Origin of the sequence: Xenorhabdus entomophaga (assembly GCF_037996725.1) — a bacterium.
Taxonomy (GTDB): Bacteria; Pseudomonadota; Gammaproteobacteria; order Enterobacterales; family Enterobacteriaceae; genus Xenorhabdus; species Xenorhabdus khoisanae.
In genome coordinates this window covers 1-26,633 of record NZ_JBBMXH010000015.1, presented here as the reverse complement: position 1 = coordinate 26,633, position 26,633 = coordinate 1, and the positions used below count along the sequence as shown (strand labels likewise).

The following is a 26,633-nucleotide window of genomic DNA, read 5'->3' as shown; positions in this document are numbered from 1 at the left end:
ATAATTAATATTTCTCTTCTATAATTTTTTCGTCACCTCAATCAATATCATCCATAACCATAATACCTAATAGGTGACTAATGAATGACAATATTACTTTGTTATATGGCGGTTATCATGCGAGAAAACCTCCGCGCATAACAGCCAGAGATAAAATGCTGCCTTCTTTACTTGACAGGCTCACAGATAACGACACTGCCAAGAAAAAAGAAACTGTCAGCAATTACCTATTATCACACAAAGCCCTGCGGCAAAATGTCCTACGGGATTTGCAGTGGCTACTCAACAGCATCAATCGAGAACCTAATCAAAATCTTTCCTTTTTCCCAGAAATACAACACTCTGTTTATAACTTCGGCATGGGACCACTGGCCGGTAGAAATATGTCTGATATCGAATGGTGCGATATTCAAAATAAGATTATTAATGCCATTCGTATTTTTGAACCACGCATCATTCCCGATAATCTTCAGGTAAACTGCATTTCCGATATAAATTCACTGTCGCTATACAATGTATTATCCATCGAAATAAAAGGATTTTTGTGGTGTATTCCCTGGCCACTTGAGTTTTTATTCCGCAGTGATATCGATCTGGAAAATGGTTATTTCATTATGAAAGAAACAGGATAAATCATGGATAGCAAGTTACTGGAATATTATAACCGAGAGCTGGTGTATTTGCGTGAAATGGGAAAAGAATTTGCTGAACGCTATCCCAAAGTGGCTAACCGCCTGGGAATGCATGGCATTGATATCGCTGATCCCTATGTTGAGCGCTTGTTAGAAGGCTTCGCTTTCCTCACCGCCCGCATCCAGTTGAAAATGGATGCGGAATTTCAACATTTTTCCCAGCATTTATTGGAAATGCTGTATCCCAACTATTTGGCCCCCACTCCCTCAATGGCTATCACCGAACTCAAACCTGATATGAGTAAAGGGGATGTCAGCCACGGATTCCCGGTTCCCCGCGGAACTATCATGCTCTGCCAGACATTGAAGAAAGAGGGAATTACTTTTCAATATGTCACGACTCAAGACGTCGTTTTACAACCACTGAGTTTACAAAAAGTGGAGCTTGGCAAGATCCCGGCCAACATTCCTCTTATGGGATTAAATCTTCATCAGTATAGTGCTGTCAGTGCACTGCGTATCCGCTTGGCCTGTCAGGGGAAATTTTTCCTTAACGAACTGGATCTAAATACGCTGACTTTTTTTCTTTCAGGACCCGATATTCAGTCCCAGAGATTGCTGGAATTGATTATGGAACACTCTATTGGCATGGTATGTCAGACGCTGGGTGAAACGCCGCAGTATCAGGTATTACCTGACATTTCACCGCATCACGAAGGATTTGAAGATAATCAGGCAATGTTGCCTAATGACCCTCGTAATTTTAGTGGGTATCGTCAGGTTCAGGAATATTTTGCTTTTCCTGCACGTTTCCGTTTCTTCAGTATCCGTGGAATGCAATCTTTGCTGGGACAAACAGAGAAAGAAAGCGAATTTGAACTCATTCTGCTTCTGGACAAAATCGATAGTGACTTAGAAAGCCTGGTCGATGCCTCTTATTTGGCACTGAACTGTACTCCCGTGATTAATCTTTTTCCGAAAGTGACTGAACGGGTTACTGTCGATGAAAGTACCAATGAGTATCATCTGGTTGTGGATAATATCCGTCCACTGGATTACGAAATTTTTTCTGTACAACGTTTATACGGCGTTGATGAAAACCACAACGAAGAACGCATATTTCGCCCTTTTTGGTCAACGAACAGTGATGATAAAAGTAATTATGGTGCCTATTTCACCCTGCGCCGCGATCCCCGTATTTTGTCTGAACAGGCTCATCACTACGGAACCCGTACCAGTTATATCGGTACAGAAACATTTATCTCAATTGTCGATGAACACCATTCTCCATGGCCTAGCGCACTAAAATATTTAAGTGCTGATGTTATGTGCACCAACCGTGATTTACCTGCAATGTTGCGACAACAAGATATCGGCAGTTTTGCTATGCTGGAATCCATACCTATTAATCAAATCGTGTTTCTTAAGAGGCCAACCATTCCACATCCCGCTCTGGCAGAAGGCTCTATATCATGGAGTTTAATTAGCCAACTTCAAATCAATTATTTCAATTTTATGGATAAGGACAAAAAGGAAAGTACTCAGGTAATACAGCAATTATTAAGCCTATATTCCACTCTTGCTGAACCCGCAGTAACACGTCAAATCAGTGGAATACGCCATTGTTCGCTAAAAGAAATTTATCGTCGGACGACCGAGCCGGGTTCCATTGCCTTTGCCCGGGGTGTCAGCATTAAGCTTGAAGTGGATGAACAGGAGTTTGCCGGAACCAGCCCATGGCTTCTGGCCAGTGTGCTGGAAAAATTATTTTCGCGTCTGGTAACCATGAACTCATTTATAGAAATGACACTGCATAGCCAGCAACGCGGGCAGATCGGGTTCTGGCCTGCCCGTATAGGCAGCAAGAAATTGTTATGAGCATGATACATATAAAAAACATGAAGACGGATATCATTACCATTCATCGTATATGTCGCTTACCAAATACTTTTTGGCTACAACTGACTCAAGCACCGTGGAAATTCGATTTATTCCAGACGCTGCGTCGAATAGATGCCCAATCAGGGGAATATTATCGGCTGGGAACGGCTCCGTTACCACGCTATGAACCTCTACGCCTGGGGCAAAAAGCCTCAATGGTATTCGCTCCTTCGACGATTTCAGAAGTTCAACAACGGGAAAATTCGAAATTGTATGATATTCTCATTTACAGTTTCGGGTTATTTGGCCCCAATGGGCCATTACCCCTGCATTTAACCGAATATGCCTATTCACGGGAGTATACTTATCACGACTCAACGTTAAGCTCCTTTGCCAATTTATTCCATCATCGCCTAACGCTCCTGTTCTACCGGGCCTGGGCTAACGCACAACCGGTTTCATCTCTGGACAGGCAGGACAATCAGAGATTCTGCCGTTATCTGGCCTGCCTGATAGGTACGGGATTACCCGCCCAGCAGGATCTTGATACTCTCTGTAGTAACACTATCGATGACACCATCAAAAGCCACGCTCGTTACTCGCTAGCGGGTCATCTTTCCCGCCAAGGGCATAGTGCGGAAGGGTTGGAAAAAATTCTGCTTTTTTATTTCAAAGTCCCCGTCAGAATCATCCAAAATATTCCACAATGGCTGAAAATAGAAACTCAGGATCAGGCCCGATTGAAAGCGGGACGTCATATGCCCAGCTTAGGCAAATCTGCCTTCCTTGGCATCGCAGCATACGATATTCAACATAAATTCCGCATTGAGCTGGGGCCATTAACCAAATCAGAATATGACATGTTTCTGCCCGGGCAACCTAAAGCACAGCAATTACGTAATTGGGTATATCAATATCTGGGTATTGAATATGTATGGGATATCAGGCTAGTACTTGATAAATCAGCCATAACAGAAATGCGTCTGTCAAAAACAATAAAATTGGGCCTGAATAGCTGGGTTGGACAGGTTACCCAATCAGCTCACTATGATGATTTAATCTATAACCCAGAATCCCCCCAGAGTGAATTCTAATTTATTTGCCTTTGGTTAACTTTTATCTCTGGTTAACTTCTTCCATAAGCAACAACTATTACTGCGGGTTATATTTATGTCAGAAATCAGTCGCTCTGTTCTCTTTGGTAAACTTAATCGTTTGTTATTCACTTCGCTGGAAAATGCCACAACATTTTGCAAACTACGCAGTAATCCTTATGTTGAACTGGTGCATTGGCTACATCAACTCATGCAACTGCAAAACAGTGACCTGCAACTCATTATCCGTTACTTTGCACTGGATGAACCCAGCCTGACAAAGGATATCATTGCGGCACTGGATCGCTTGCCACGCGGTGCCAGCACGATTTCTGATCTCTCCGAACACATTGACAGCGCTGTAGAACGCGCTTGGGTATACGGTTCACTGAAATTTGGTGTTGACAAAATCCGCAGTGCGCATTGGCTCATTGGTATGTTAAAAACGTTCAATCTGCGCAATACGTTGAAAGCTATTTCCCCACAGTTCGATCGTATTAATACAGATACTTTGGTGGATAATTTCAACGCTATCTGCGGTAGCAGTAATGAAGCACAAGAGAGTACCGAATTATCCCCCAATAATACGCAAGCAACGGTACAGCCATCGCCTGACAGCGCGTTACAAAAATACGGGCAGGAACTGACTGCTCGCGCCCGTAACGGTGATATTGACCCTGTATCAGGGCGCGATGAAGAGATCCGTCAAATTATCGATATCCTGATGCGGCGACGTCAGAATAATCCCCTACTGACAGGAGAAGCAGGTGTTGGCAAGACGGCTGTCATTGAGGGATTGGCATTGCGGATTACAACAAATGAAGTCCCCCCTCCTCTACAAAACGTGCGACTTTGGCTATTAGATATTGGTATGTTGCAGGCCGGTGCAGGGGTCAGAGGTGAGTTCGAGTCCCGCTTGCGCAAAGTGATTGAAGAAGTACAATCCAGCCCAGTTCCCATTATTCTGTTTATTGATGAAATTCATACGCTGATCGGTGCAGGCGGACAACAAGGAACCGGTGATGCTGCCAATTTGTTAAAACCCGCATTGGCACGGGGACAATTACGGACTCTCGGCGCGACCACATGGTCAGAATATAAAAAATATATCGAAAAAGATCCCGCCCTTACGCGCCGTTTTCAAGTTGTCCAGGTTCATGAGCCGGATGAAACCAAAGCATTGCTGATGCTACGCAGCCTGGTGAATACACTGGAGAAACATCATCATGTCCTTTTATTGGATGAAGCTGTTGAGGCAGCGGTACGTCTCTCTCATCGCTATATTCCTGCCCGCCAGTTGCCTGATAAAGCGATAGCTTTGTTGGATACCGCTTGTGCCAGAGTTGCAATCAGCCAGCATGCTGAACCCCCTCAGTTAGAAAACTGCCGCCATCAAATTGATGCCTTGAAAATTGAACGGGAAATCGCTGAACGGGAATCAAAAGTCGGCGTCGGGGATCAACAACGGTCAGAAACTATCCGCGAAAAACTCTCTGTACTGGAAGAAAAACAGGGCCAGTTGGAAAATCGCTGGCAACAAGAACTTGACCTGATTGATAAAATCATTCACCTACAAATTCAGCTTCATGAACAGCAGCACAGTGATGATATTGATATCCGCCATACTGAGCTGACGGAACTACAGCAGCAATTGAAAATTTTGCAAGGGGATATCCCGCTTATCTTCGCTACCGTAGACAGTAATGTTGTTTCTGCCGTTGTATCAGATTGGACGGGCATCCCGCTCAGCCGTATGGTAAAAGACGAAATCGAGGCTGTATTACATTTAGCTGATACACTCAACCAACGTGTCATTGGTCAGTACCACGCCTTAGAATTAATCGCAAAACGGGTGCGTACTTCACGAGCCAGATTAGATGATCCCAATAAACCGGTTGGTGTATTCATGTTATGTGGCCCATCCGGAGTCGGCAAGACCGAAACCGCGTTGGCACTGGCAGAAACATTATATGGTGGCGAGCAGAATCTAATCACCATCAATATGAGTGAATTTCAGGAGGCACACACCGTATCCACATTGAAAGGTGCTCCTCCCGGTTACGTAGGTTATGGTGAAGGTGGCGTGTTGACCGAAGCAGTTCGCCGCCGTCCCTACAGCGTGGTATTGTTAGATGAGATTGAAAAAGCCCACCCCGATGTTCACGAAATTTTCTTTCAGGTCTTTGATAAAGGTTGGATGGAGGATGGTGAAGGTCGCCACATTGATTTTCGCAATACCATCATTATCCTGACATCCAATGTGGGAGCTGATTTAGTTAGCTCACTGTGTTTACAATCAGTCACCATTCCAGACCCGGAAAAACTCAGCACAGCATTGCGAAAATCGCTACTACAAGTATTTCCTGCCGCTTTGCTGGGACGCTTAATGGTTATACCTTACTACCCATTGAGTGATGAAGTGATGTCAGATATCGTCCATCTGCAATTGAATCGTATTAAAAAACGCTTACTGGAAAATCACGGCATTATAGCCACATTCGACAATGCTCTGGTTAAACATATCGTCGAACGATGTACAGAAATCGAATCAGGAGGCCGCATGGTGGATGCCATTCTGACCAACACCTTGCTACCACAAATTAGTCAGCATATTCTTTCTGCCACTGCTAATGATCAACAATATCATCAGCTACAAGTATCTCTCGAACAAGGTGAGTTTCAATGTCTATTCACGAATTAGGCTTGTGAGCAGGAGACTATTTACTATGCTGAACTTTTATAATAACTATCCTTACAATAACCACCCCAGTGGTAATCATCCATCCTCACACGCACTACCTGTTGGATACTGCCTGAACGAATTTGAGATCGAAAAAGTTATTGGCAGTGGCGGATTCGGGATTGTGTATCGTGCCTGGGATCACCGACTAAAACGAAGCATTGCAATCAAAGAATATATGCCTTCTTCTTTGGCAATACGTGAGCAAAATTTAACGTTAAAGCTACGCAGAGGAGATCTCAGAAAAAGATTTCAATTTGGGCTGACTAATTTTATGCGTGAAGCGCATTTTATGAGTTGCTTCAACCACTCATGCTTACCATTGTTTCTTCATTTCTGGCAAAAAAACAACACCGCTTACATTGCAACGCCATTTTACAATGGAAAGACGTTAAAGACATTGCAGGCAACACAACCAGAAATTATCAACCAACGCTGGCTCTGCAACATGTTATACCCTTTGCTTGATGCACTTAATACGCTTCACCAAACGGGTTATTTGCACTGTGATATCTCCTTGGATAATATCTTGATTCAAGAAAATGGGGAGCCGGTGCTACTTGATTTAGGTTCAACCAGAAAACTAAACGAACGGCTGTCTGATGAATTTGAAGTCACCATAAGATCAGGTTTTACGCCTGTCGAACAATACACAGCTAATGAAGAAGGACAGCAAGGCCCCTGGACAGATATCTACGCGATAGGGGCAGTACTCCATACTTTAATTGTAGGAACTCCCCCGCCAGTCAGTATTGTGCGTAATCTTGAAGATAATTATCAGCCTCTGGCCGAACGGAAACCTGCTGGCTACTCACTCTCATTTCTACATGCTATCGATCGCGCTTTAGCCATTAAACCTTCTGAACGACCAATGACCACGTCTGAATTAACCGCGCTGATACAATCATCTGCTGTAGAACCATCCTTGTCCCTGACATTACAATAGGTTTCAATATGCAGATATAAAAACACCTCCGCCAGAGATTATCTCTGGCGGAGTATTAAAATCAATAATTATTCATCTTCTTCATGTTCAGAGGCACGTTTCTTTCCACTCAATTCATATTCACGTAGTTTATTCGCTATCGCAGTATGAGAAACGCCAAGCCGTTTTGCCAATTTGCGCGTACTGGGATAATGACGATAAAGGCGCGTTAATACGGAACGTTCGAAACGCTTGCTGATTTCGTCCAGAGACCCCACCAACACATCTTCATTAAATGCCATCTCTGATTCTAATTCGGGCAACTGAATATCCTGCGGGCATAGTTTATTCGTCTCAAGCTGAGTCAACGCATGATAGATAACATTCCGCAGTTGCCTGACGTTCCCCGGCCAGTGATAACCAGACAAAAATGGCTCTAGATCAGAAGAAAATTTAGGCTTGGTTAAACCCTGCTCTTGTGCAAAACGCGTAACAAAGTAATCTGTCAGCGGCATAATATCCGCCCGATGCTCCCGTAAGGGGGGCAATGTAATAGTTAATACATTCAGCCGGTAATAGAGATCTTCACGAAACATCCCTTTTTGCACTAACTCAACCAAATTCTTCTGAGTCGCGCATATAATCCGAACATTAACTTTAACTTCATTGTCTTCACCAACACGGCGGAATGTGCCATCGTTCAAGAAACGCAGCAATTTATTCTGCATTTGTGACGACATTTCACCGATCTCATCCAACAAAACCGTACCGCCATTAGCCTGCTCAAAGAAACCTTTTTTGCCTTCCATCGCATTTGGGTAAGCTCCCGCCGCATAACCAAACAGCTCACTTTCAACAACATCGTCTGGCATGGAAGCACAATTTAACCCAAGAAAAGGCTGTTTTCCTCTGGCACTCCGCAAATGACAGGCTTTAGCAAATTCATCTTTTCCGGTTCCTGTTTCTCCAATAAGCAACAATGGGGCATCAAGCATTGCCATTTTACGTGCCTGCTCAACGACATGAACCATTTTAGGACTGACGGCAATAATTTGTTCAAAGGCACAATCATCATTCACCGTTAATCGTTTGAGCGATGATTCAATATTTCTTTCTGAGTGACGTGTTTCAGCACGCAACATAATTACAGCGCCTACACACCTGACGACCTGATTTTCATCTGTTAACTGCATAGGAACAATATCCATCTCATAGTTCTGCCCTTTGATGGATAGATGTGCCGAATGAGGTTGATGGTGCTCACTTTCGAGCCAGCGGAGGAAATTATAATTGTTAATCAGATGACTGATGTTTTTCTGGCTTATCTTTTCTTTGCTGAGGCCAAATAATACCAATGAAGCGGGGTTAGCCAGTTCGATGTTTCCTTTCATATCAATAGAAAAGATAGGTTCAGGAACCGATTCCAACAATGTCCACATTGCCCTATGCTCTTTTTCTGACGGCATAAAGGCGACCGTCCGAACATCAATGACCCCGCTGATGTGGCGAATTTCCGCCATCAATAAGCGAAAGGTGTTGAAATCAATCTGAGTAAAATTAAGGTAAATACGACGAGCAGGAGAAATCTCAATTCCTTTCAGGTCAATATTTTTTAAAACCAGTAAATCAAGTAACTCACGAGTTAACCCAATCCGATCCTGACAAGTAACTTCTAATCGCATTATTCTGACCTTATTTACACGATGTTCATAACCATCTGAAATGTTACCCGTTACTGTGCAATAGATGAAGCCTTTGTCAGCAAAAGTTTACGATAAAATAAGCTGTCAACCTGGAATAACAGTAGCCACTATTTGGCTACTGTGTTTTGGTGACTGTATTGTTTTCGGTCTTTTTGGTTTTTGTCGTCGGTAATGTACTTTTAAGCTGGGTCAGTAATTGGTGACGAAAATCCCCCAGTTTCGGCTTGTCGCCATCAATCCACGGCAAAGGACGACACAGTTCCATTGCTTTGATACCCAGACGTGCAGTCAGCAGCCCCGCGCCAATTCCCTGAGCAGCACGCGCTGAAAGACGGGCAGCAATGTCTTGAGATAACCAGTCCATGCCCACTTCTCTCACTAATTCTGACGCACCCGCAAAGGCAATATTCAGCAAAACTAACCGGAACAGACGAATGCGGCTGAAGTAACCTAATTCGATCCCATACAACGCCGCTATGCGATTAATCAAACGAATATTTCGCCACGCAATAAAGGCCATATCAACAATAGCCAACGGGCTGACAGCAATCATTAAGGCAGATTCTGCCGCCGAACGACTGATCTCTTTCTTTGCTTGCACATCTAAAACGGGCTGAACCAATTTGCTGTATAACATGACTATTTCACGGTCATTGTGTGTTTCATGTACGGCCGCCTGCCAACGCTGCAATGCCGGGTGCTGTTGCCCAATTCCGGCTTGCTCTGCCAGTTTTTCGCAAAACTGACGCCCTTTGCCAATACCATGACTTTGCAACAGCCCCTTCGCCGTATCCCGCTCTTCGGTACGAAGGCGTAAGTGATAGAGACGCCGCCACTCTCTTATCACTGTGCCTATTCCCGCAAAAATAATCAGCCCGCCCGCTGCTGCAACACCCAGTGCAATCCAATCATTCTGCTGCCATGATTGATATATCCACTGAATAAACTGTGCAATCACACTGACACCTAACAACAATATTGCGCCGGAAAAAATTTTTCGCCACAAACTCCGTTTTGGTTTCAGTGCCTGATTGACTGCACCTTCAAATTCCCCTTCTTGTTCCTCTGCGTCCAGTTCAGGCATAACCGGATAGAATTCCTTTTCCTGCCCGTTGAATTCTTTTTTTGATTTCAGCGACGGCTCTGACGACGTTGGTGCAAGATCGCCAAAATCCATTCTCGGTTTCAAAGGTTCGGTCATGTTAATTTGTCTCCCAGTAAAAATTCCATTGCGCTGTCCATGCGAATATGGGGTAACGGCGTATCAACATTGACTTGTTTTGGTCTGAATGATTCAAAATTGAACCCCTGTTTTTGCCAAAAATCGCTGGTCGGCAAACGCTGTGGCACTTCTCCCGGAAAGAATGTCATTGGTTTATCATCTGACAAGCGGTTGCCTTTAATGGCCGGAATTTTTTCACCATCATGAATGACAATACCACTTTCTGTTGCCTGAACGGATGCAAGCCCCACACAATCCATACTGATCCCTTCAAACGCCGCGTTTTGCCAGGCTTCCTGAACCAATTGCTGTAAAAGAGAAACAAGGTTGGCATGTTGATCCGCTGTAATATGATCAGCTTTGCTGGCTGCAAACATCAATTTATCGATACAAGGGGAGAATAAGCGACGAAACAAGGTTCGTTTACCATAATGGAAGCTCTGCATAAGCTGTGTCAATGCAAGCCGCATATCGTTAAAGGCTTGTGGGCCACTGTTCAACGGCTGTAAACAATCCACCAGAACAATTTGCCGATCAAAGCGGAGGAAATGCTCTTTATAGAAACCCTTGACGATATGATCACAATAATAAGCAAAGCGTTCCCGCAACATGCCAATGTTAGTATGCCTATCCGCCCTGGCTAATTGAGGTTCTCCAATTCTGTCGATATCCGGCCATGGGAAAAATTGCAGCGCTGGCGCTCCCGCTAAATCCCCCGGTAAGATAAACCGCCCGGGCTGGATAAAATGCAGTCCCTGTTGTTTGCATTGATGAAGATAATCGGTATAAACCTGAGCGATTCTGGCGAGCAAATTTTCATCAGCCGGAGCCAATGGGTCACATTGTTTGCATAATTCCAACCACGGTTTAGCCCAATTCGCTCTTTCCCCTTTGAGCAATCCATTCATATGCCGTGACCATGCCAGATAATTTTGTTCCAGCATGGGTAAATCGAGTAACCACTCTCCCGGATAATCGACAATTTCCAGATAAAGGGTGGAGGTTTCCTTTAGATAACGAAAGAGAGAATCTTCAGAGCGATAACGCAGAGCCAAGCGAATTTCGCTCACGCCACGCGTTGGTATCGGCCAATACGGTGGTGTATCGTGTAATGCGGCAATGTTTTCATCATAGGCAAAGCGGGGAATTCCAAAATCTCGCTGTGGTACCCGCTTTACTCCCAGTAAACGCCCGTCACGCACAGCAGAAAACAGCGGCAATCTGGCTCCGCTATGAACATGCAGTAACTGGTTTACTAAAGAAGTAATAAAGGCGGTTTTTCCACTGCGACTTAATCCTGTTACCGCCAGTCGCAAATGGCGGTCCATTCCACGATTAACAAGCGCTGATAGTTCGTTTTGCAACCGTTTCATGTTTCTCCTAATGGGGGGTACCGTGATTCTGTTTCATCCGGTCAGTAACATCGGCACAATGACAATTATTATCAATAGATTGATACTATTTCCGATGTTACTGACCAGAACCCATATTTTTCTATATAAAATTTTAGGGTATTTAAATTTAGTATTCTAAATTTATAGCCTAACATTGTTCACGGTCTAAAGTTGGCGAAAACGACTGCGTACACTGTAAGTATCTGAAGTAATATAACGTTCCATCTGACGCAAGCGAGATTCACTTGCCCTCAGTTGGTAATCTACTTCATCCAACATTTTCTGTGCTGATGGCCCCCTATCTTTTTCCTCCGCCGAATATCCCGCAGGCGCGGGATCCATTACAAAGGTTAAGATAATATAAGCCAATACAGTTATGCCAAATAACCCAAAAAACAGCGATAGTACTGTGATGGTACGGATAAGCGGAGCAGGCAAGTTAAAATAATCTGCCAGCCCGGCACAAACCCCTTTTACCATCCCCTGATCTGGCAAGCGATAGAGTTTCCGGCGATATGTATTCGACATTATGACTGTCTCCAGTTTGGATGCTCGGCATCAAGGATATCTTCCAGCGTTTTTATCCGCTCCTGCATACGCCGGGCGTTCTCTGTCAATTGCTCTAAACGCTGAACCTCGCTGCTCCCTAACTGACCTCGATTCTGGTTGCTATAATGCAGCCACAACCAAATGGGTAAAACAAAAAGCACGAAGATGATCAGTGGGATCCCCAGAAATATATAGCCCATTATCTTTCCTTAGTTGTGCATAACATAAGTTGTGCATGACATATGTCATCATTGTGGATCTTTGAGATTCATTTTAGCCTTCAGGGCCGCAAGTTGCGCACTGATTTCATCATCTGCTTTCAATTCTGCAAATTGCTGTTCGAGTGATTTTTGTTTGCCCAACCCAACGGATTCCGCTTCGGCTTCCATGTGATCTATCCGGCGCTCAAACTGCTCGAATCGCGCCATTGCCTCATCTATTTTACCACTATCCAGCTGACGGCGTACTTCGCGGGAAGATGCCGCTGCCTGATGACGCAAAGTTAATGACTGTTGTCTTGCACGCGCTTCTGTCAATTTATTTTCCAGCTCCGTCACTTCACCCTTAATGCGTTCAAGCGTTTCATCCAAAATAGACAGTTCGTTTGTTAATACTTCAACCAGGCTGCTAACTTTCTGTTTTTCAATCAACGCTGCACGAGCCAGATCTTCTTTACCTTTACTCAGCGCCAGTTCGGCTTTTTCCTGCCAGCCCTCAATTTGGTTTTCACCATTGCTGATACGGCGCAAAAGCTGTTTTTTCTCTGCCAGTGTACGCGCTGAAGTTGAACGAATTTCCACCAGCGTGTCTTCCATTTCCTGAATCATCAAGCGGATCATTTTTTGTGGATCTTCCGCTTTATCCAGCAGAGAAGAAATGTTGGCATTAACGATATCAGCAAAGCGAGAAAAAATACCCATAGTCATAAACCTCTTTCATTAGAATGTATGTATGTTATGCCTGTGTACTGTTAAAGCGGATACAAGATACACGGTAAGGCGTTTATTTAATTACTTGAATACAAATTACTTAGGTGCAAATTACTTAGGTGCAGATTACTTAGGTATAAATACAAGATACATGCCAACTTTATATCTTTGATATCTTATTGAAATAGATAAAATAATTTTTCTTTGACTTTTTATTGCAATAATTTAATGTGGTTAAATTGACTAACTAGTGGCGAAAAATACCATGTCTCAGTTTATTGATAACCTATTAGGTGAAGCAAACTGTTTTATTGAAATTTTGGAGCAAGTCTCTGCACTGGCAAAGTTGAATAAACCTGTTTTGGTTCTCGGCGAACGGGGAACAGGCAAAGAGTTAATCGCCCGTCGTTTGCATTATCTTTCTCCGCGTTGGCAAGGCCCTTTCATTTCTCTGAACTGTGCTGCACTCAATGAAAACCTGCTTGATTCTGAGCTTTTCGGTCATGAAGCCGGCGCATTTACAGGCGCTCATGCAAAACATCAGGGACGCTTTGAACGGGCAGACGGTGGAACGCTGTTTCTTGACGAACTGGCTACCGCCCCCATGCAGGTACAGGAAAAATTGCTGCGTGTCATTGAATATGGTCATTTGGAACGCGTAGGTGGCAATAAATCCTTACAAGTCGATGTACGTCTGATCTGTGCAACCAACGAAGATTTACCTGCCATGGCTGCCCGTGGAAAGTTCAGGGCTGATTTGCTTGACAGGCTTGCGTTCGATGTGGTTCAGATTCCACCGCTACGTCAACGACAACAGGATATTATGTTACTGGCACAGAATTTTGCGATTCAGATGTGTCGGGAATTAAACCTGACCTTTTTCCCCGGATTTACTGACGAAGCCAAACAGCAGCTACTTTCTTATCATTGGCCCGGCAACGTCCGAGAATTAAAGAACGTGATAGAACGCTCCATTTACCGACACGGCGATAATCAGAATGAATTAAATACTATCATTATCAACCCATTTTCATCATCACAAGGAGTTGTTGAAAAGTCTGTTAATGCGCAATCTATTGCCGGTGAGCCGACTAATTACGCCCTTCCTCAATTACCCCTTAATTTAAGACAATGGCAAAATGATAGTGAAAGGATTTTGATCATGCAGGCATTGGCAGAAAGTCAATTCAATCAGAAAAAAGCGGCTGATAAGCTCAGTCTGACTTATCACCAGCTACGTGGATTGATCAAAAAACACGATATCAATATTCACACCAGTGAATAACCGGATAAAAAAATAGCCGGCACCCGAGCCGGCTAATAAAATACTGGAAGCAATGTGAGCAATGTCGTGCCTTTCCTGAAGATTACATCCTGAGTATTGCAAGGATGTATTCCCGAAAGTACGATACGAATGATAATACGTCTCAATTCTATTTGTAAAGCACTTTATTGAGAATTTTTCTCATTGACGTGATCTGATCGTTGTTTTTGAGCAAAAAGCGTTAATTAAGTTACAATGGCCGCACTCTTTTCTATGAATGACGTTTTATATGCGCTATTTGATTTACTGGATTATATTATTGCTTGCGGCCCCTGCCCTTGCAGCCGAGAACGCTATTCCAGAATCCGTGAAAACTATATCTGTACAAACTACACCAGTGCAAGCCATTTCAGAATCGATTAAATCATTCCCTGTCTCCATGCCCAGCAACACCTCAGAAAATTTGTCTTACATTTCAGGCAGATTAAGACAGAATGGTTTTATCTATTGTGTTAACGGCAACCTGAATACATTTAATCCACAGTTGAGCATCAGTGGCTTGACTGTGGATACTCTTGCAGCACAAATCTACAATCGCCTGCTGGGCGTTGATCCCCTTACCTATCGTTTAATTCCTGAGCTGGCTTCTGACTGGGAAGTAAGCGACAATGGAGCAACTTATCGCTTTCACCTGCGCCATAATGTTGCTTTCCAAACAACGGATTGGTTTACACCAACCCGCACAATGAACGCTGATGATGTGGTATTCAGCTTTCGCCGCGTCTTCGATAAAACACATTATTATCATAATGTTAATGGTGGTCATTATCCCTATTTTGACAGCCTGAAATTTGGTGATTCAATACAGGATATTCGGAAAATCGATAAGTATACCGTCGAATTTCGCCTTAAAGCGCCCGATGCTTCCTTCATTTGGCATCTGGCAACATACTATGCTCCTATCCTGTCTCAGGAATATGCTCAAAAATTGCAGCACATAAACCAACAGGGAGAGATTGACTGGAAACCTGTAGGAACGGGGCCATTCATGCTGGAGGATTATCAGATGGAACAATTTATCCGCCTTGTTCGTCATGATAAGTATTGGAGAGGTAAGCCACACATGGAACAGGTTGTTATAGATACCGGAGCCGGTGGTACAGGCAGAATATCAAAACTGCTCACGGGTGAATGCGATGTACTGGCCTATCCCGATGCCAACCAGTGGAATATTCTGCATGATGACCCAAACCTGCGCCAGACATTACGTTCAGGCATGAACATCGCCTATCTTGCATTTAATACCAGCAAACCCCCGTTGGATAAATTAGAAGTTCGTCAAGCTATTGCTTATGCCATTAATAATCAACGCCTGATGAAATCCATCTATTACGGTACTGCTGAAACAGCGGCGTCGATCTTGCCACGTGCATCTTGGGCGTATGATAATCGTGCCGAGATTACCGAATACGATCCTGAAAAATCCCGCAAAATGTTAGATGAATTGGGATTACATGGCTTGGAGTTAACATTATGGGTGCCAACTGCGTCACAATCCTATAATCCAAGCCCCCTGAAAATGGCGGAGCTTATTCAGGCGGATTTAGCTCAGGTCGGGATTAAAATGTCCATCCGCCCCGTCGAAGGACGTTACCAAGAAAATCAACTGATGGACAAAACCCATGATATGACATTGGCTGGATGGTCTACGGACAGCAACGATCCCGATAGTTTTTTCCGTCCTTTACTGAGTTGTGCGGCTATTGCCTCCCAGACTAACCTAAGCCGTTGGTGTAATGCTGATTTCGATAATGCACTTCATCAGGCCTTATTAAATCAACAACTTGCTTCACGCATCAAAAATTATCATGTGGCGCAAGAAATTCTGGCACAGCAATTACCTGTACTGCCACTGGCTTATGCGATGCGTCTGCAAATATTTCGTCATAACATCAAAGGGCTGGTGCTAAGCCCGTTCGGCAATAGCCCCTTTGGCAGTGTGTACCGCGAACAAATAACCACCACAACTAATGAAAATAAAGAGGAAAGCAAATGATTATTTATATCTTACGTCGTTTGCTGCTTCTGGTTGTGACGTTGTTTTTTCTTTCATTAATCAGTTTCAGTCTGGTGTATTTCACACCGCATGGCCCCTTGAGCGGTGCATCACTGACAGATGCTTTCATTCACTATTTCAGTGGATTGTTCCAATGGAATTTTGGCATTTCCAGCATTAATGGGGAGCGAATTATTGAACAACTGTATGATGTTCTCCCCGCAACAATGGAACTGTGTATTCTTGCTTTTTCCATGGCGTTGTTAGTCGGTATTCCTCTGGGAATTATCGCGGGTGTCTGGCGCAATAAAAAAATCGATGTCATTATCAGCACATTTGCCCTCTGTGGTTTTTCCATCCCGGTTTTCTGGTTAGCGCTTTTGCTGACTCTGCTCTTTTCACTTTACCTAGGATGGCTACCCGTTTCAGGGCGGTTTGATTTGCTCTATCGGATGGAACCCGTGACTGGTTCTGCATTGATTGATGCCTGGTTGTCGGAATCACCTCATCGTAATGAGATGATCATGAGTGTTATCCTTCACATGATTCTGCCCGTTATCACACTGGCAGTTGCCCCCACAACGGAAGTCATTCGTTTGATGCGTAATAGCACTGAGGAAGTATCAACCGCAAACTATATTAAATCAGCAGCAACACGTGGCTTATCACGGTTGACCATTATTCGCCGCCATCTGCTGCATAACGCTTTACCACCCATTATTCCCAAACTGGGATTGCAATTTTCAACCATGCTCACATTGGCGATGGTGACAGAACAGGTATTTAACTGGCCTGGTTTAGGGCGCTGGCTTATCAGTGCTATTCGCCAACAGGATTATTCCGTCATTTCAGCAGGAGTTATGGTGATAGGCACGTTGGTTATTTCAGTTAATGTGTTGACAGATATCATCGGAGCGATGGCTAATCCTCTGAAGAATAAGGAATGGTATGCCCTTAGATAACTTTTACCAAGAAAAGAAAATGCCGTCGCCGTTGAAAGTTATTTGGCGGTTTTTCTATGCTGACATATTAGCGATGGCGGGTTTCTATGGGGTACTGGTTTTAATTGTATTGAGCCTGTTGGGAAACCATCTCGCCCCTTATCGGCTTGATCAGCAATTTCTGGATCAACTGATGCCGCCTTCATGGTCGCATCACGGTAATGTCGCCTTCTTTCTCGGAACCGATGATCTCGGTCGTGATATTTTCAGCCGCCTGCTGATTGGTACATCTTCCACATTCGGATCTGCACTGGTTGTAACCGCAGCGGCAGCCATTGTGGGACTAATCATCGGCAGCCTCGCAGGAATGACCCACGGATTTAAGTCTGCGGTCCTGAACCATATCCTTGATACCTTACTTTCTATTCCTTCTTTATTGCTGGCAATTATTGTTGTTGCTTTCGTTGGAGCCAGTCTGCATCATGCCATGATAGCTGTCTGGCTGGCGTTACTGCCAAGAATAGTGCGCACTATTTATACGGCTGTACATGACGAATTGGATAAGGAATATATTATTGCAGCACGTTTGGATGGCGCATCAAACTACCATATTTTACGCTATGCCGTTTTTCCTAATATCACTGCGGTAATAGTCACTGAGCTAACGCGTACACTTTCCATCGCTATCCTTGATATTGCAGCCTTGGGATTCCTCGATCTTGGTGCACAGCTGCCATCACCTGAATGGGGTGCGATGCTGGGAGATTCATTGGAGTTGATCTATGCTGCGCCATGGACTGTGATGTTGCCGGGAGGCGCAATTATGCTCAGCGTTCTATTGGTTAACTTACTGGGTGACGGACTCCACCGGGCCATTAACGCAGGAGCCGAATAATGCCATTGCTTGATATTCGAAACCTCACCATCGAGTTTATGACGGCAGAAGGCCCCGTCAAAGCGGTTGAGCGCATGAGTATTTCACTGACAGAAGGTGAAATTCTCGGTTTGGCTGGCGAATCAGGATCAGGTAAGAGTTTGATTGCCAAAGCGATATGTGGCGTTACAAAAGACAATCTTAAAGTTACCGCTGATCGCTTTCGTTTCAATGATATTGACTTGTTACGCCTGACACCACGGCAGCGCCGTAAAGTGATTGGTCACAATATCTCAATGATTTTTCAAGAACCGCAATCATGTCTCGATCCATCAGAAAATGTGGGTAAGCAGCTTATTCAAGCTATTCCCGGATGGACGTTTAAGGGCCGTTGGTGGCAGAGATTTAACTGGAGAAAACGCCGTGCAATTGAACTGCTGCATCGCGTTGGCATCAAAGACCACTATGACATCATGCACAGTTATCCTTATGAATTAACGGAAGGTGAATGCCAAAAAGTGATGATTGCCATTGCCCTTGCCAATCAACCACGCTTGCTGATTGCAGATGAGCCAACCAATGCAATGGAACCAACCACACAGGCTCAGATATTCCGTTTGCTATCGAGCTTAAACCAGAATAACAACATGACAATTCTGTTAATCAGCCATGATCTGCAAATGATGAGCAAACTGGTGAAACGCATCAATGTACTTTATTGCGGTCAAACAGTAGAAAGTGCCACGCCGGATGAGTTGCTGATAAGACCTTATCATCCCTATACACAAGCGCTGATCCGTTCAATTCCTGATTTTGGCAGCCCACTACCGCATAAGAGCCGCTTGAATACATTACCCGGAGCTATCCCGTCACTGGAACACCTGCCGATAGGATGCCGTTTGGGGCCACGTTGTCCCTATGCACAGAAAACCTGCATAGCAACCCCTCGGTTACGGGTAATTAAGAATCATGCGTTCGCCTGCCATTTCCCTTTGAATATGGAAGAATAGTAAGTGGTTGACACATTATTGGAAGTCAAAAACCTGGCTAAAACATTCCGTTATCGCACCGGGCTATTTCGCCGTCATCATCTTGATGCGGTAAAACCCGTGAGCTTTACTTTGCAGTCTAAAAAAACACTGGCCATTATTGGTGCAAATGGCTCTGGCAAATCCACTTTAGCGAGAATGCTATCAGGGGTTATTGAACCGACTTCAGGCGAAATTCTGATTAACAACCATAAGCTGGCTTATGGTGATTACAGTTACCGTAGCCAGCGCATCCGCATGATTTTTCAGGACCCCAGCACTTCATTGAATCCCCGCCAGCGCATCGGCCAGATTCTGGATATGCCATTAATCCTGAATACAGAGCTATCCCCTTCCGAACGGGAGAAACGAATCAATCAGACATTGCGCCAAGTGGGTTTATTACCAGACCACGCTAATTATTATCCACATATGCTGGCATCAGGGCAGAAACAGCGTGTGGCTCTGGCCCGGGCTTTGATATTGCAGCCACAAATTATTGTCGCAGACGAAGCATTGGCTTCTCTTGATATGTCGATGCGTTCTCAAATCATCAACCTGATGCTGGAATTACAAGAGAAACACGGTATTTCTTATATCTATGTCACTCAACATCTCGGTATGATGAAACATATCAGTGATCAAGTACTGGTAATGCATCAAGGTGAAGTTGTAGAGCGTGGCAATACAGCGGAGGTACTGGCTTCTCCATTGCATGATATTACACGCAAATTGATAGCCAGTCATTTTGGTGAAGCTTTGTCTGCTGAAGCATGGCGTCAGGATCTCACCTAATATTTTAATTGGGTGCATTTTATTCACTGATCGGAACAGCGTGGGAAACTCACCACATTTTTCTCCGGCGTGATAGAATTGTCCCCGTTTATTAACAATAAACACTATGGTCATGTTGGTATATCATTTTGTTACTAATGACTATTAGTGTTTGATCACAAAGAACTATTTTGATCACAAAGAACAATAAGGATACTGCTATGGGTTTCATGACCGGCAAGCGCATTCTCATTACTGGCGTCGCCAGCAAACTGTCTATCGCTTATGGGATTGCTAAAGCAATGCACGAACAAGGTGCAGAGCTGGCTTTTACCTACCAAAATGACAAGTTGAAACCTCGTGTCGAAGAATTCGCTGCATCACTGAATTCTAATATCGTTCTGCCGTGTGACGTGGCTGAAGACGAAAGTATCGATACATTGTTCGCCGAATTAGGCAAAGTATGGCCTAAATTCGACGGATTCGTTCACTCTATCGGTTATGCTCCGGCTGACCAGCTTGATGGCGACTATGTTAATGCCGTCAGCCGTGAAGGTTTCAAAATTGCACATGACATCAGTGCATACAGCTTCGTTGCAATGGCGAAAGCATGTCGTGAAATGCTGAATCCTAACTCAGCCCTGCTTACCCTGAGCTATCTGGGTGCAGAACGTGCAATTCCTAACTATAACGTAATGGGTCTGGCGAAAGCCTCTCTGGAAGCCAACGTACGTTATATGGCAAATGCAATGGGTGTTGAAGGCATTCGTGTTAACGGCATCTCTGCTGGCCCAATCCGTACACTGGCAGCTTCCGGTATCAAAGATTTCCGTAAAATGCTGGCTCATTGTGAAGCAGTTACACCGATTCGCCGTACTGTAACAACAGAAGATGTTGGTAATGCTGCTGCATTCCTGTGTTCTGATCTGGCTGGTGGTGTGACAGGTGAAATTCTGCACGTTGACGGTGGTTTCAGCATCGCTGCTATGAACGAATTGGAATTGAAATAAGCTCAATAACTGATTGTTCGTATCCTCAATAGATTTCAAGTTGTCATCAACAAAACAGCAACCTGAAAGATAAAAAGGATATTAAATAAGTGTCCCCCCATTCACAGAAATGGGGGACATTATTATTTAGCAGCCCCTGAATAATCCCCACTCTGCTTAATCAATACATACCGATTAAGTAACTGGATAAAATGCGTATCCGTCTGCTGAAGCAGTGCTGGCGGTAACTCACCTTTTGCAGTCGCTTCCTCAAGTTGTCTTAGCTTTTCTTCCAATGGTGGATTCTTATTGAAAGTCTGAGTCAAAGTAAATACAGCGGATTTTAATTCAGATCCTGTCATATAACGCCCGCGTTTTTCATCCAACCAATTCAATCTGCGGGTCAGATCCGCCAATTGATCCATACCAGAATTCCAATGACCTAAGCTATCAATCGGAGCCGCATTCATTGTTATCTGTTTCTGCCATTGCTCTGACAACGCCGCAGTCAATGGAGCCTGTGGCCACAATGTCTTCGCCTGATGAATTAAAGCAAAACCATAGTCCTGCTGCCAAACAGGTGATAAAGTCCCCAACATTTTTAACTGTAATTTGGCCTTATCCAGTATCACGCTATTTTCTTCACGCTCTTTATCCGACAGGGCAGCCAAAGAGTACAGCACATCATCCGGTAATACTTTCGGTAACGGGGTCACTGTTGCTTGTAAGCGAGGAGCAATTTTATCCTGCGCTGCGTACTGCCATGCCCCAAATCCACCACCACTGAGCACCAAAGCTGCCAACATACCTATCATGAACGCCTTCCATTGAAAGCCCGGTTTTTCCGGCGGCATCACCACAATATTAGGTTTAGGATCTCCTTCCGGTTTTACGACATATACCCATGTTTGCTGAGGAGTATTAGGTGATGGTAGCGGTTGCTGTTCAAATTCCATCGTTGCTTGCGGATGCGGTTTCAGGGAAACATCCATATTTGCCCCTTCCAGACTTTCCAGACGGATCGCCGCATTGTGAATAAATGTCCCGAGTCTTTCCAACTGGCTGACATGTTTTAACTCCAGCTGTTGCAATGTCTGGCAAAGCTGAGAGAGATATTGTTCCGTTTGGTAAAGCTGGGATAGATCAGCATATACGAAGGTCTGGATACGCAAGGCATTAATCAAACGCTGGCTCAACCCTGCCAGAATTTCTACCCGGGCATGAACCTGCTGAGGCCAAATAGATTGCCATTGATGTGTTACTAAACCATGAATAATCGCCAGCCCTTCATTCAATCCCGCCAATCCTGCTCGAGTTGTACGTATCAGCGTATACCATGCAGCAGTCTGTAGTTCGACACCGTTCTGGCTGAACAGTGACAAACAGAGACGTTCGGCCTGTTCCCAATTCACATCAGGGCGGGCTGGATGGTGCAATTTATTCAATTCATCCCGCAAGGCAACGAAATCTGGCAAGGTACGAGGGTCCCCCCCTGTCTTCAGATATTTTTCCGATCCTGTATTCATGGTATTCCTTTATCATTCCTTAAAGCGGTTACGATTGATATTTTTGTTCGAGGAAATTTTGTTTCTTCAAGTGCCTAATCAGCACCCTTCCTCCGGGTATGAATTCAGTACCATAGCGAACCAAGCCGATTTCATACACTTCCGCCTCCAATGCGTAACGAAGTGTTCCAAATTCATGTTCCGGCAGCAAAGTCAACGAGATGCGTTTAATACGCGGTTCATATTTCAATAGTGTCGAGGAAAGCACATTCATCAGACTATGGGCTGTTCCCGGCAAGCCTTGCATGATCCGGCTCATATCCGGCAAGCCATAATCCGGCAAATGAGCCAGCGTTCCGGCACGGGTATTGATAATCCGCTGGATATTGTCCAGTACGGAAAGGATAACCTGATTTTCTTCAGAGACTTGATGTATATCCAATCCCCCTGAAAAATTGCCTGTCAACATTTCATAAAGTGAAGGTTGTGACATCACCTCAATCCTTTTTCAGTGGCAACAGACGGATTGCTTGATCTTTCAACTCAATTTGGCGGGCTTTATCCGGCTCGAGTTCCGTTTTAGGGATGACAATCTGCCAGTTATTTTTTGTCAGATCAGGAGAATGGAACATCGCAACAACCGCTACGTATTGGGCTTCGGTTTCCAAAGGCATATCAAGGGAATAACTTTCTCCCGGGCGAAGCTGCAAGTCTTTTTCACTCAATACATCCGGTTGAATAGCGTTAATGTCATCGGTGAATATGTTCTGATATTCAATAACATCAAAAGCCTTGCGATCTTTTAATTGATAGATGCGAACCATCGTAGACAACGCGATACCATTATCATTGAGGTTAGTGCCATCACGAACCTGAAGATCCAGATGAACATTTTTGACTTTCTTATAAAAAATTGACTTCGTCATTTCGACTGTGCCATCGCTGATGGTCTGGGTTAATCCACATCCAGTCATGCACATCGCCGCAAACAACATTACTGCCGGAGTGATCCCTGATATAACTCTTTTTGTCTTGTTGCCTTCATTGCTTTTAGCCATACATTCAGTGGCATAGTTTTTAGAATCGATAGTTGCCATATTCATCCGTTTCCTTTCGATAAAGCTGTTCGGGCGCGGCCTGATAGCGCCCCAATCCAATAGTGATCTCATTTATTTTTTTATCAGCAACTGCTTTATTGTTCGCCGTTTTGCCTGTACTTGCATTACCGATTATTACATTACCCACAATTATTCTATTGGTTATTGTCTTATCAATAATCGTATCGTTAACTTCAACGGGTGACTGCCGCCTCATCACCGCAGTTTGCCCCAGTTTCATTCCCTGCCCGGTTATGACACTCAAGCGGGCTTCAGGCAACAATTCACGCGGTATACGCAGTTGCAGGCGGGCATGAACTCTCGACCCCAGATACGCATGGAGCAAGGCCATCAAGTCTGCATGTAACTGTCCGTCAGGTGGTAACCATTGCCTGATCTCTTCTGGGTCCTTAGTTTTCAATACCAGTAGTATCTGGCTATTTACATCAATACCCCTCCGGCCCAACACGGGTTTATGAGACAGGCTGACAGGTGAACGGCAACTCATCCTGACCGGATTATCCAGCGGTATCCGACGTCGATCATGGCGAACAACCGTCACTTCCGTATTAGGTGCCAACAGCCTTATCAGAGAACAGATACCTTCTGCCGTTCGGGTAGGTAAACGCATAGTCCCCAGCAAGGCCAAAAAACGAGAGACAGGCGTACCAATATGACTCGCACATCCCGGAATACCTAATCCAATTAAGCCAAGCAGGTATTGCGATGTTTCATCATTCCCTCCGGCCTGAAAAGTCGCAGGGTAGGAATATTTACGCCAGATGCGATAAAACTGAGTTGTCAGGCGATGATTAAACAAATCGAGAAAATCAGTGACAGCTTCCGTTCCCTCCCGCTGCTGGGCAATGTCATCGATATAAGCAGATGGCAGCGGCGATTCAACCCCATACAACCCTAAAAAAGTGGTTCTGATACTGGGTTTGTCCCCATGAACAGTTTCTACCGCTTTCAGTTCGCTGACAGGAAACCCCATACCCGGATGAGGACGAAAACGCACGGGATCATCATGAGGATGCGTTGTACTACCTAAGCCCGATTGCTCTGGCTTCAGACCCTCAATCAACTGACAAAAACGGTAAAAGTTGATCAATGGCAGCTTATCTTTGAGCTGCGTAATCAGCGCGGCAAGCTCTGGTTGTGATTCTCTGTCCATCGGATACATTTTCCACTCGGCTGAACAATCAAAGTCAGTTGGTTAAAAAGATGAATATCGGCATATAAAGAGAAAAATCGATTGAGCATCTCACCAAACAGATGAATATCGCCTTCTCCCGTAAAGCCATTACTGTCCAGCATGACTTCAATATCGATACCGCGTAACAAGAAACCTTTTTCAAATCGTTGTAAATGTTCGTGGCGGACAGCCACAATCGCATCCAATTTACGATTGTTCATTTCATTATCTTGCCAGTTATATAGCGCCAATGTGCCACGCAAAACTTCTGCATTTGCCATCATATTGAGAAAACTCGATCCTAAGTGGCTCAGTACCCGCCAGTGGAAACGATCTTCTGCCGGAGGATAAGCGGGTAAAGTTGGCTTGCATAAGTTCTGCACCTGAACAGGAAGCTGTAAGGTTTGCTCACAGCGATTCAGCAGAGAACTCTGGAGTGCCTTACGAGGTAGCTGGCCGTTAGTGCCAGTAATTTGCAAAGAGAGCGTTTCCGGTGTGATATGCCGGCCATCTTCCCAGACCTGCCCGCCCAGTATCAGCCACGTATCATGCAAGCCAGTGACACCCCGCCTGACGCGAGTATGGTAATAGCGTTCTGGTGCAGTGCGACGCAACATTCCTCCCCGATGGCGGAAACTGGTAAATGGCACATAAGCCCCCTCTTCAGTATCTTGGGAACTATTCACGCCATCTACAGAGTAAATTTCCGTATAGCCGTCCTGCAAACGACGTGGGCGCAGTAGATATTCATTTTCCAGGCCATTCACAGTCAGAGGGTCTGCCTCCAAAGTGAATAAATTGATGACAGAGACGCAGTGCAACCGGATATGCTCTGTCTTCACCAATAAGTCAGAATCCCAAAGTTCATTCAGAACAATATCCAATTCGAACCATCGGGTTTTGTCAGGGAACCTAACACCTTCCAACCCATTTAGTTCGACAAACATGAATTTTTCCCGGAAAGTGAAATATTCCAGTAAGAGCTGATAGCCGCTGAATGCGGTATCCCCTTTCGGCCATAACCGATCATTGTCAGTAAAACCACCGGGGGCAAAGTAGCCATCAAAGCGAATCCGATCAATCACCTCTGGCAAACGTAAATAAATGGCTGATTGACGTTTGGTCAGCGCCAAATGCAGAGCTGCACTGATTTGAGCATCTCCACTCAGATAAAAACGCAATCGGGACAGATCCACCTGTGACCATTCAGCCTGTTCCCCACAATTAAAGCGGATTCGGAGAACGGATCGACCATCCGGTTCTGTCGCCATTTGCATTTTAGAGATGGTAAAAGGGTGTAAACGCACTTCTTGCGTCGTTCTGTAGCGACAAACCGTTTGTTTTGGCCCAATGGGTTGGGACAGGACTTCGAACCCTTCAGGTACAATTTCTTCCATTTTCATCTGGCTGATATCTGGAGAAATCTCGGCGATCGCCAGAGAAGGGATCGTGCGCAAATAATGCGGCCACAATAAGCTGACCAACCCTTCGGTCAATTCAGGTAAATCATCATCTATTTTCTGACGCAGCCGTCCCATAGAGAAAGCAAAGCCTTCGAACAGGCGTTCTACAAAAGGGTCTGGAGTACCCGCCTTATCCAAATCTAACAAGGCAGCGCGATCGGGGTGAGCCTGAGCAAATTCTCGTGCGGCTTCCCGCAAATAGCGCATTTCAGCATCGAAATAACGGAGTGTTAAATCATCCATTAGGAGGAATCCTTACCATAAATAAACGCGATGCTCGACTTTTATGATGAGTTGAAATGACATAGCCGCTCCTTTATAACTTTAAGTCGTCAAAAATAGAGAAATAAAGGAACAAAAGGCTATGTCACAGCAAGA

Annotated in this window: 23 protein-coding genes; 12 read left to right on the top strand and 11 right to left on the bottom strand. The window is 44.6% G+C overall.

Going from position 1 to position 26,633, the window contains the following annotated elements; all coding sequences use genetic code 11:
* Nucleotides 1-80 precede the first annotated feature (80 nt).
* From AAC854_RS04950 to AAC854_RS04930, 5 genes are all read left to right on the top strand, one after another.
* The gene (locus AAC854_RS04950; protein ID WP_340616128.1) at nt 81-632 is read left to right on the top strand and encodes a type VI secretion system baseplate subunit TssE; all 552 of its coding nucleotides are present in this window, start codon (nt 81-83) and stop codon (nt 630-632) included.
* Between the two features lie 3 nt (nt 633-635).
* The gene (gene tssF, locus AAC854_RS04945) at nt 636-2,510 is read left to right on the top strand and encodes a type VI secretion system baseplate subunit TssF (RefSeq protein ID WP_340616127.1); all 1,875 of its coding nucleotides are present in this window, start codon (nt 636-638) and stop codon (nt 2,508-2,510) included.
* Between the two features lie 2 nt (nt 2,511-2,512).
* Nucleotides 2,513-3,607 (top strand): type VI secretion system baseplate subunit TssG, encoded by a 1,095-nt coding sequence (gene tssG / locus AAC854_RS04940; RefSeq protein ID WP_340616162.1) that lies wholly within the window; start codon nt 2,513-2,515, stop codon nt 3,605-3,607.
* A 76-nt stretch (nt 3,608-3,683) separates the two neighbouring features.
* Nucleotides 3,684-6,308, top strand: coding sequence for a type VI secretion system ATPase TssH (gene tssH / locus AAC854_RS04935; RefSeq protein ID WP_340616126.1), 2,625 nt, complete (start codon nt 3,684-3,686; stop codon nt 6,306-6,308).
* Between the two features lie 25 nt (nt 6,309-6,333).
* On the top strand, nt 6,334-7,293 hold the full coding sequence (locus AAC854_RS04930; RefSeq protein WP_340616125.1) for a serine/threonine protein kinase: 960 nt from the start codon (nt 6,334-6,336) through the stop codon (nt 7,291-7,293).
* Between the two features lie 68 nt (nt 7,294-7,361).
* Here AAC854_RS04930 and tyrR read toward each other — a convergent pair whose 3' ends face one another.
* The 6 genes from tyrR to pspA all read right to left on the bottom strand — a co-directional run bounded on the left by tyrR (nt 7,362) and on the right by pspA (nt 13,060).
* Nucleotides 7,362-8,954, bottom strand: a complete 1,593-nt coding sequence (gene tyrR, locus AAC854_RS04925) for a transcriptional regulator TyrR (protein ID WP_340616124.1) — start codon at nt 8,952-8,954, stop codon at nt 7,362-7,364.
* 136 nt (nt 8,955-9,090) lie between these two features.
* On the bottom strand, nt 9,091-10,176 hold the full coding sequence (locus tag AAC854_RS04920) for a YcjF family protein (protein ID WP_340616123.1): 1,086 nt from the start codon (nt 10,174-10,176) through the stop codon (nt 9,091-9,093).
* A complete protein-coding gene (locus AAC854_RS04915; RefSeq protein WP_340616122.1) occupies nt 10,173-11,570 on the bottom strand; it encodes a YcjX family GTP-binding protein in 1,398 nt (465 codons plus the stop codon). The genes AAC854_RS04920 and AAC854_RS04915 overlap by 4 nt, the downstream gene beginning before the upstream one ends.
* A 186-nt stretch (nt 11,571-11,756) precedes the next feature.
* Nucleotides 11,757-12,119 (bottom strand): envelope stress response membrane protein PspC, encoded by a 363-nt coding sequence (gene pspC, locus AAC854_RS04910; protein WP_340616121.1) that lies wholly within the window; start codon nt 12,117-12,119, stop codon nt 11,757-11,759.
* Nucleotides 12,119-12,340, bottom strand: a complete 222-nt coding sequence (gene pspB, locus AAC854_RS04905) for an envelope stress response membrane protein PspB (protein ID WP_099115198.1) — start codon at nt 12,338-12,340, stop codon at nt 12,119-12,121. Before pspB ends, pspC begins: the two co-directional genes overlap by 1 nt.
* Before the next feature lie 48 nt (nt 12,341-12,388).
* Entirely contained in the window at nt 12,389-13,060 is a 672-nt protein-coding gene (gene pspA / locus AAC854_RS04900; protein WP_340616160.1) for a phage shock protein PspA, read from the bottom strand.
* 274 nt (nt 13,061-13,334) lie between these two features.
* Between pspA and pspF the strand changes: the two genes are divergently transcribed.
* From pspF to fabI, 7 genes are all read left to right on the top strand, one after another.
* A complete protein-coding gene (gene pspF / locus AAC854_RS04895; RefSeq protein ID WP_340616120.1) occupies nt 13,335-14,354 on the top strand; it encodes a phage shock protein operon transcriptional activator in 1,020 nt (339 codons plus the stop codon).
* 418 nt (nt 14,355-14,772) lie between these two features.
* Nucleotides 14,773-16,389 carry an ABC transporter substrate-binding protein SapA gene (gene sapA, locus AAC854_RS04890; RefSeq protein WP_340616159.1) on the top strand — a complete coding sequence of 539 codons (1,617 nt, stop codon included), beginning with the start codon at nt 14,773-14,775 and terminating at the stop codon, nt 16,387-16,389.
* Nucleotides 16,386-17,351, top strand: coding sequence for a putrescine export ABC transporter permease SapB (gene sapB, locus AAC854_RS04885; RefSeq protein WP_340616119.1), 966 nt, complete (start codon nt 16,386-16,388; stop codon nt 17,349-17,351). Before sapA ends, sapB begins: the two co-directional genes overlap by 4 nt.
* Nucleotides 17,338-18,225 (top strand): putrescine export ABC transporter permease SapC, encoded by an 888-nt coding sequence (sapC, locus tag AAC854_RS04880; RefSeq protein WP_340616118.1) that lies wholly within the window; start codon nt 17,338-17,340, stop codon nt 18,223-18,225. The genes sapB and sapC overlap by 14 nt, the downstream gene beginning before the upstream one ends.
* Nucleotides 18,225-19,214 (top strand): putrescine export ABC transporter ATP-binding protein SapD, encoded by a 990-nt coding sequence (gene sapD / locus AAC854_RS04875; RefSeq protein WP_273547968.1) that lies wholly within the window; start codon nt 18,225-18,227, stop codon nt 19,212-19,214. Before sapC ends, sapD begins: the two co-directional genes overlap by 1 nt.
* A 3-nt stretch (nt 19,215-19,217) precedes the next feature.
* Nucleotides 19,218-20,027, top strand: a complete 810-nt coding sequence (gene sapF, locus AAC854_RS04870) for a putrescine export ABC transporter ATP-binding protein SapF (RefSeq protein ID WP_340616117.1) — start codon at nt 19,218-19,220, stop codon at nt 20,025-20,027.
* 200 nt (nt 20,028-20,227) lie between these two features.
* Nucleotides 20,228-21,016, top strand: coding sequence for an enoyl-ACP reductase FabI (gene fabI, locus AAC854_RS04865; protein ID WP_340616116.1), 789 nt, complete (start codon nt 20,228-20,230; stop codon nt 21,014-21,016).
* A 122-nt stretch (nt 21,017-21,138) separates the two neighbouring features.
* On the opposite strand, the gene AAC854_RS04860 is transcribed toward fabI, so the two are convergent.
* Genes AAC854_RS04860 through tssF (AAC854_RS04840) form a run of 5 tightly spaced genes read right to left on the bottom strand, consistent with a single transcriptional unit; the run spans nt 21,139 to nt 26,498 of the window.
* Nucleotides 21,139-22,521 (bottom strand): VasL domain-containing protein, encoded by a 1,383-nt coding sequence (locus AAC854_RS04860; protein WP_340616115.1) that lies wholly within the window; start codon nt 22,519-22,521, stop codon nt 21,139-21,141.
* 28 nt (nt 22,522-22,549) lie between these two features.
* Entirely contained in the window at nt 22,550-22,993 is a 444-nt protein-coding gene (gene tssE / locus AAC854_RS04855; protein ID WP_340616114.1) for a type VI secretion system baseplate subunit TssE, read from the bottom strand.
* Nucleotides 22,994-22,997: 4 nt separating this feature from the next.
* Nucleotides 22,998-23,558 (bottom strand): type VI secretion system lipoprotein TssJ, encoded by a 561-nt coding sequence (tssJ, locus tag AAC854_RS04850; RefSeq protein WP_422824048.1) that lies wholly within the window; start codon nt 23,556-23,558, stop codon nt 22,998-23,000.
* Nucleotides 23,559-23,577: 19 nt separating this feature from the next.
* Nucleotides 23,578-24,771: a type VI secretion system baseplate subunit TssG gene (tssG, locus tag AAC854_RS04845; RefSeq protein WP_340616113.1), complete on the bottom strand. Its 1,194-nt coding sequence runs from the start codon at nt 24,769-24,771 to the stop codon at nt 23,578-23,580.
* Complete coding sequence (gene tssF / locus AAC854_RS04840; protein ID WP_340616112.1) at nt 24,735-26,498, bottom strand: type VI secretion system baseplate subunit TssF; 1,764 nt, start codon at nt 26,496-26,498, stop codon at nt 24,735-24,737. Before tssF (AAC854_RS04840) ends, tssG (AAC854_RS04845) begins: the two co-directional genes overlap by 37 nt.
* Nucleotides 26,499-26,633 lie beyond the last annotated feature (135 nt).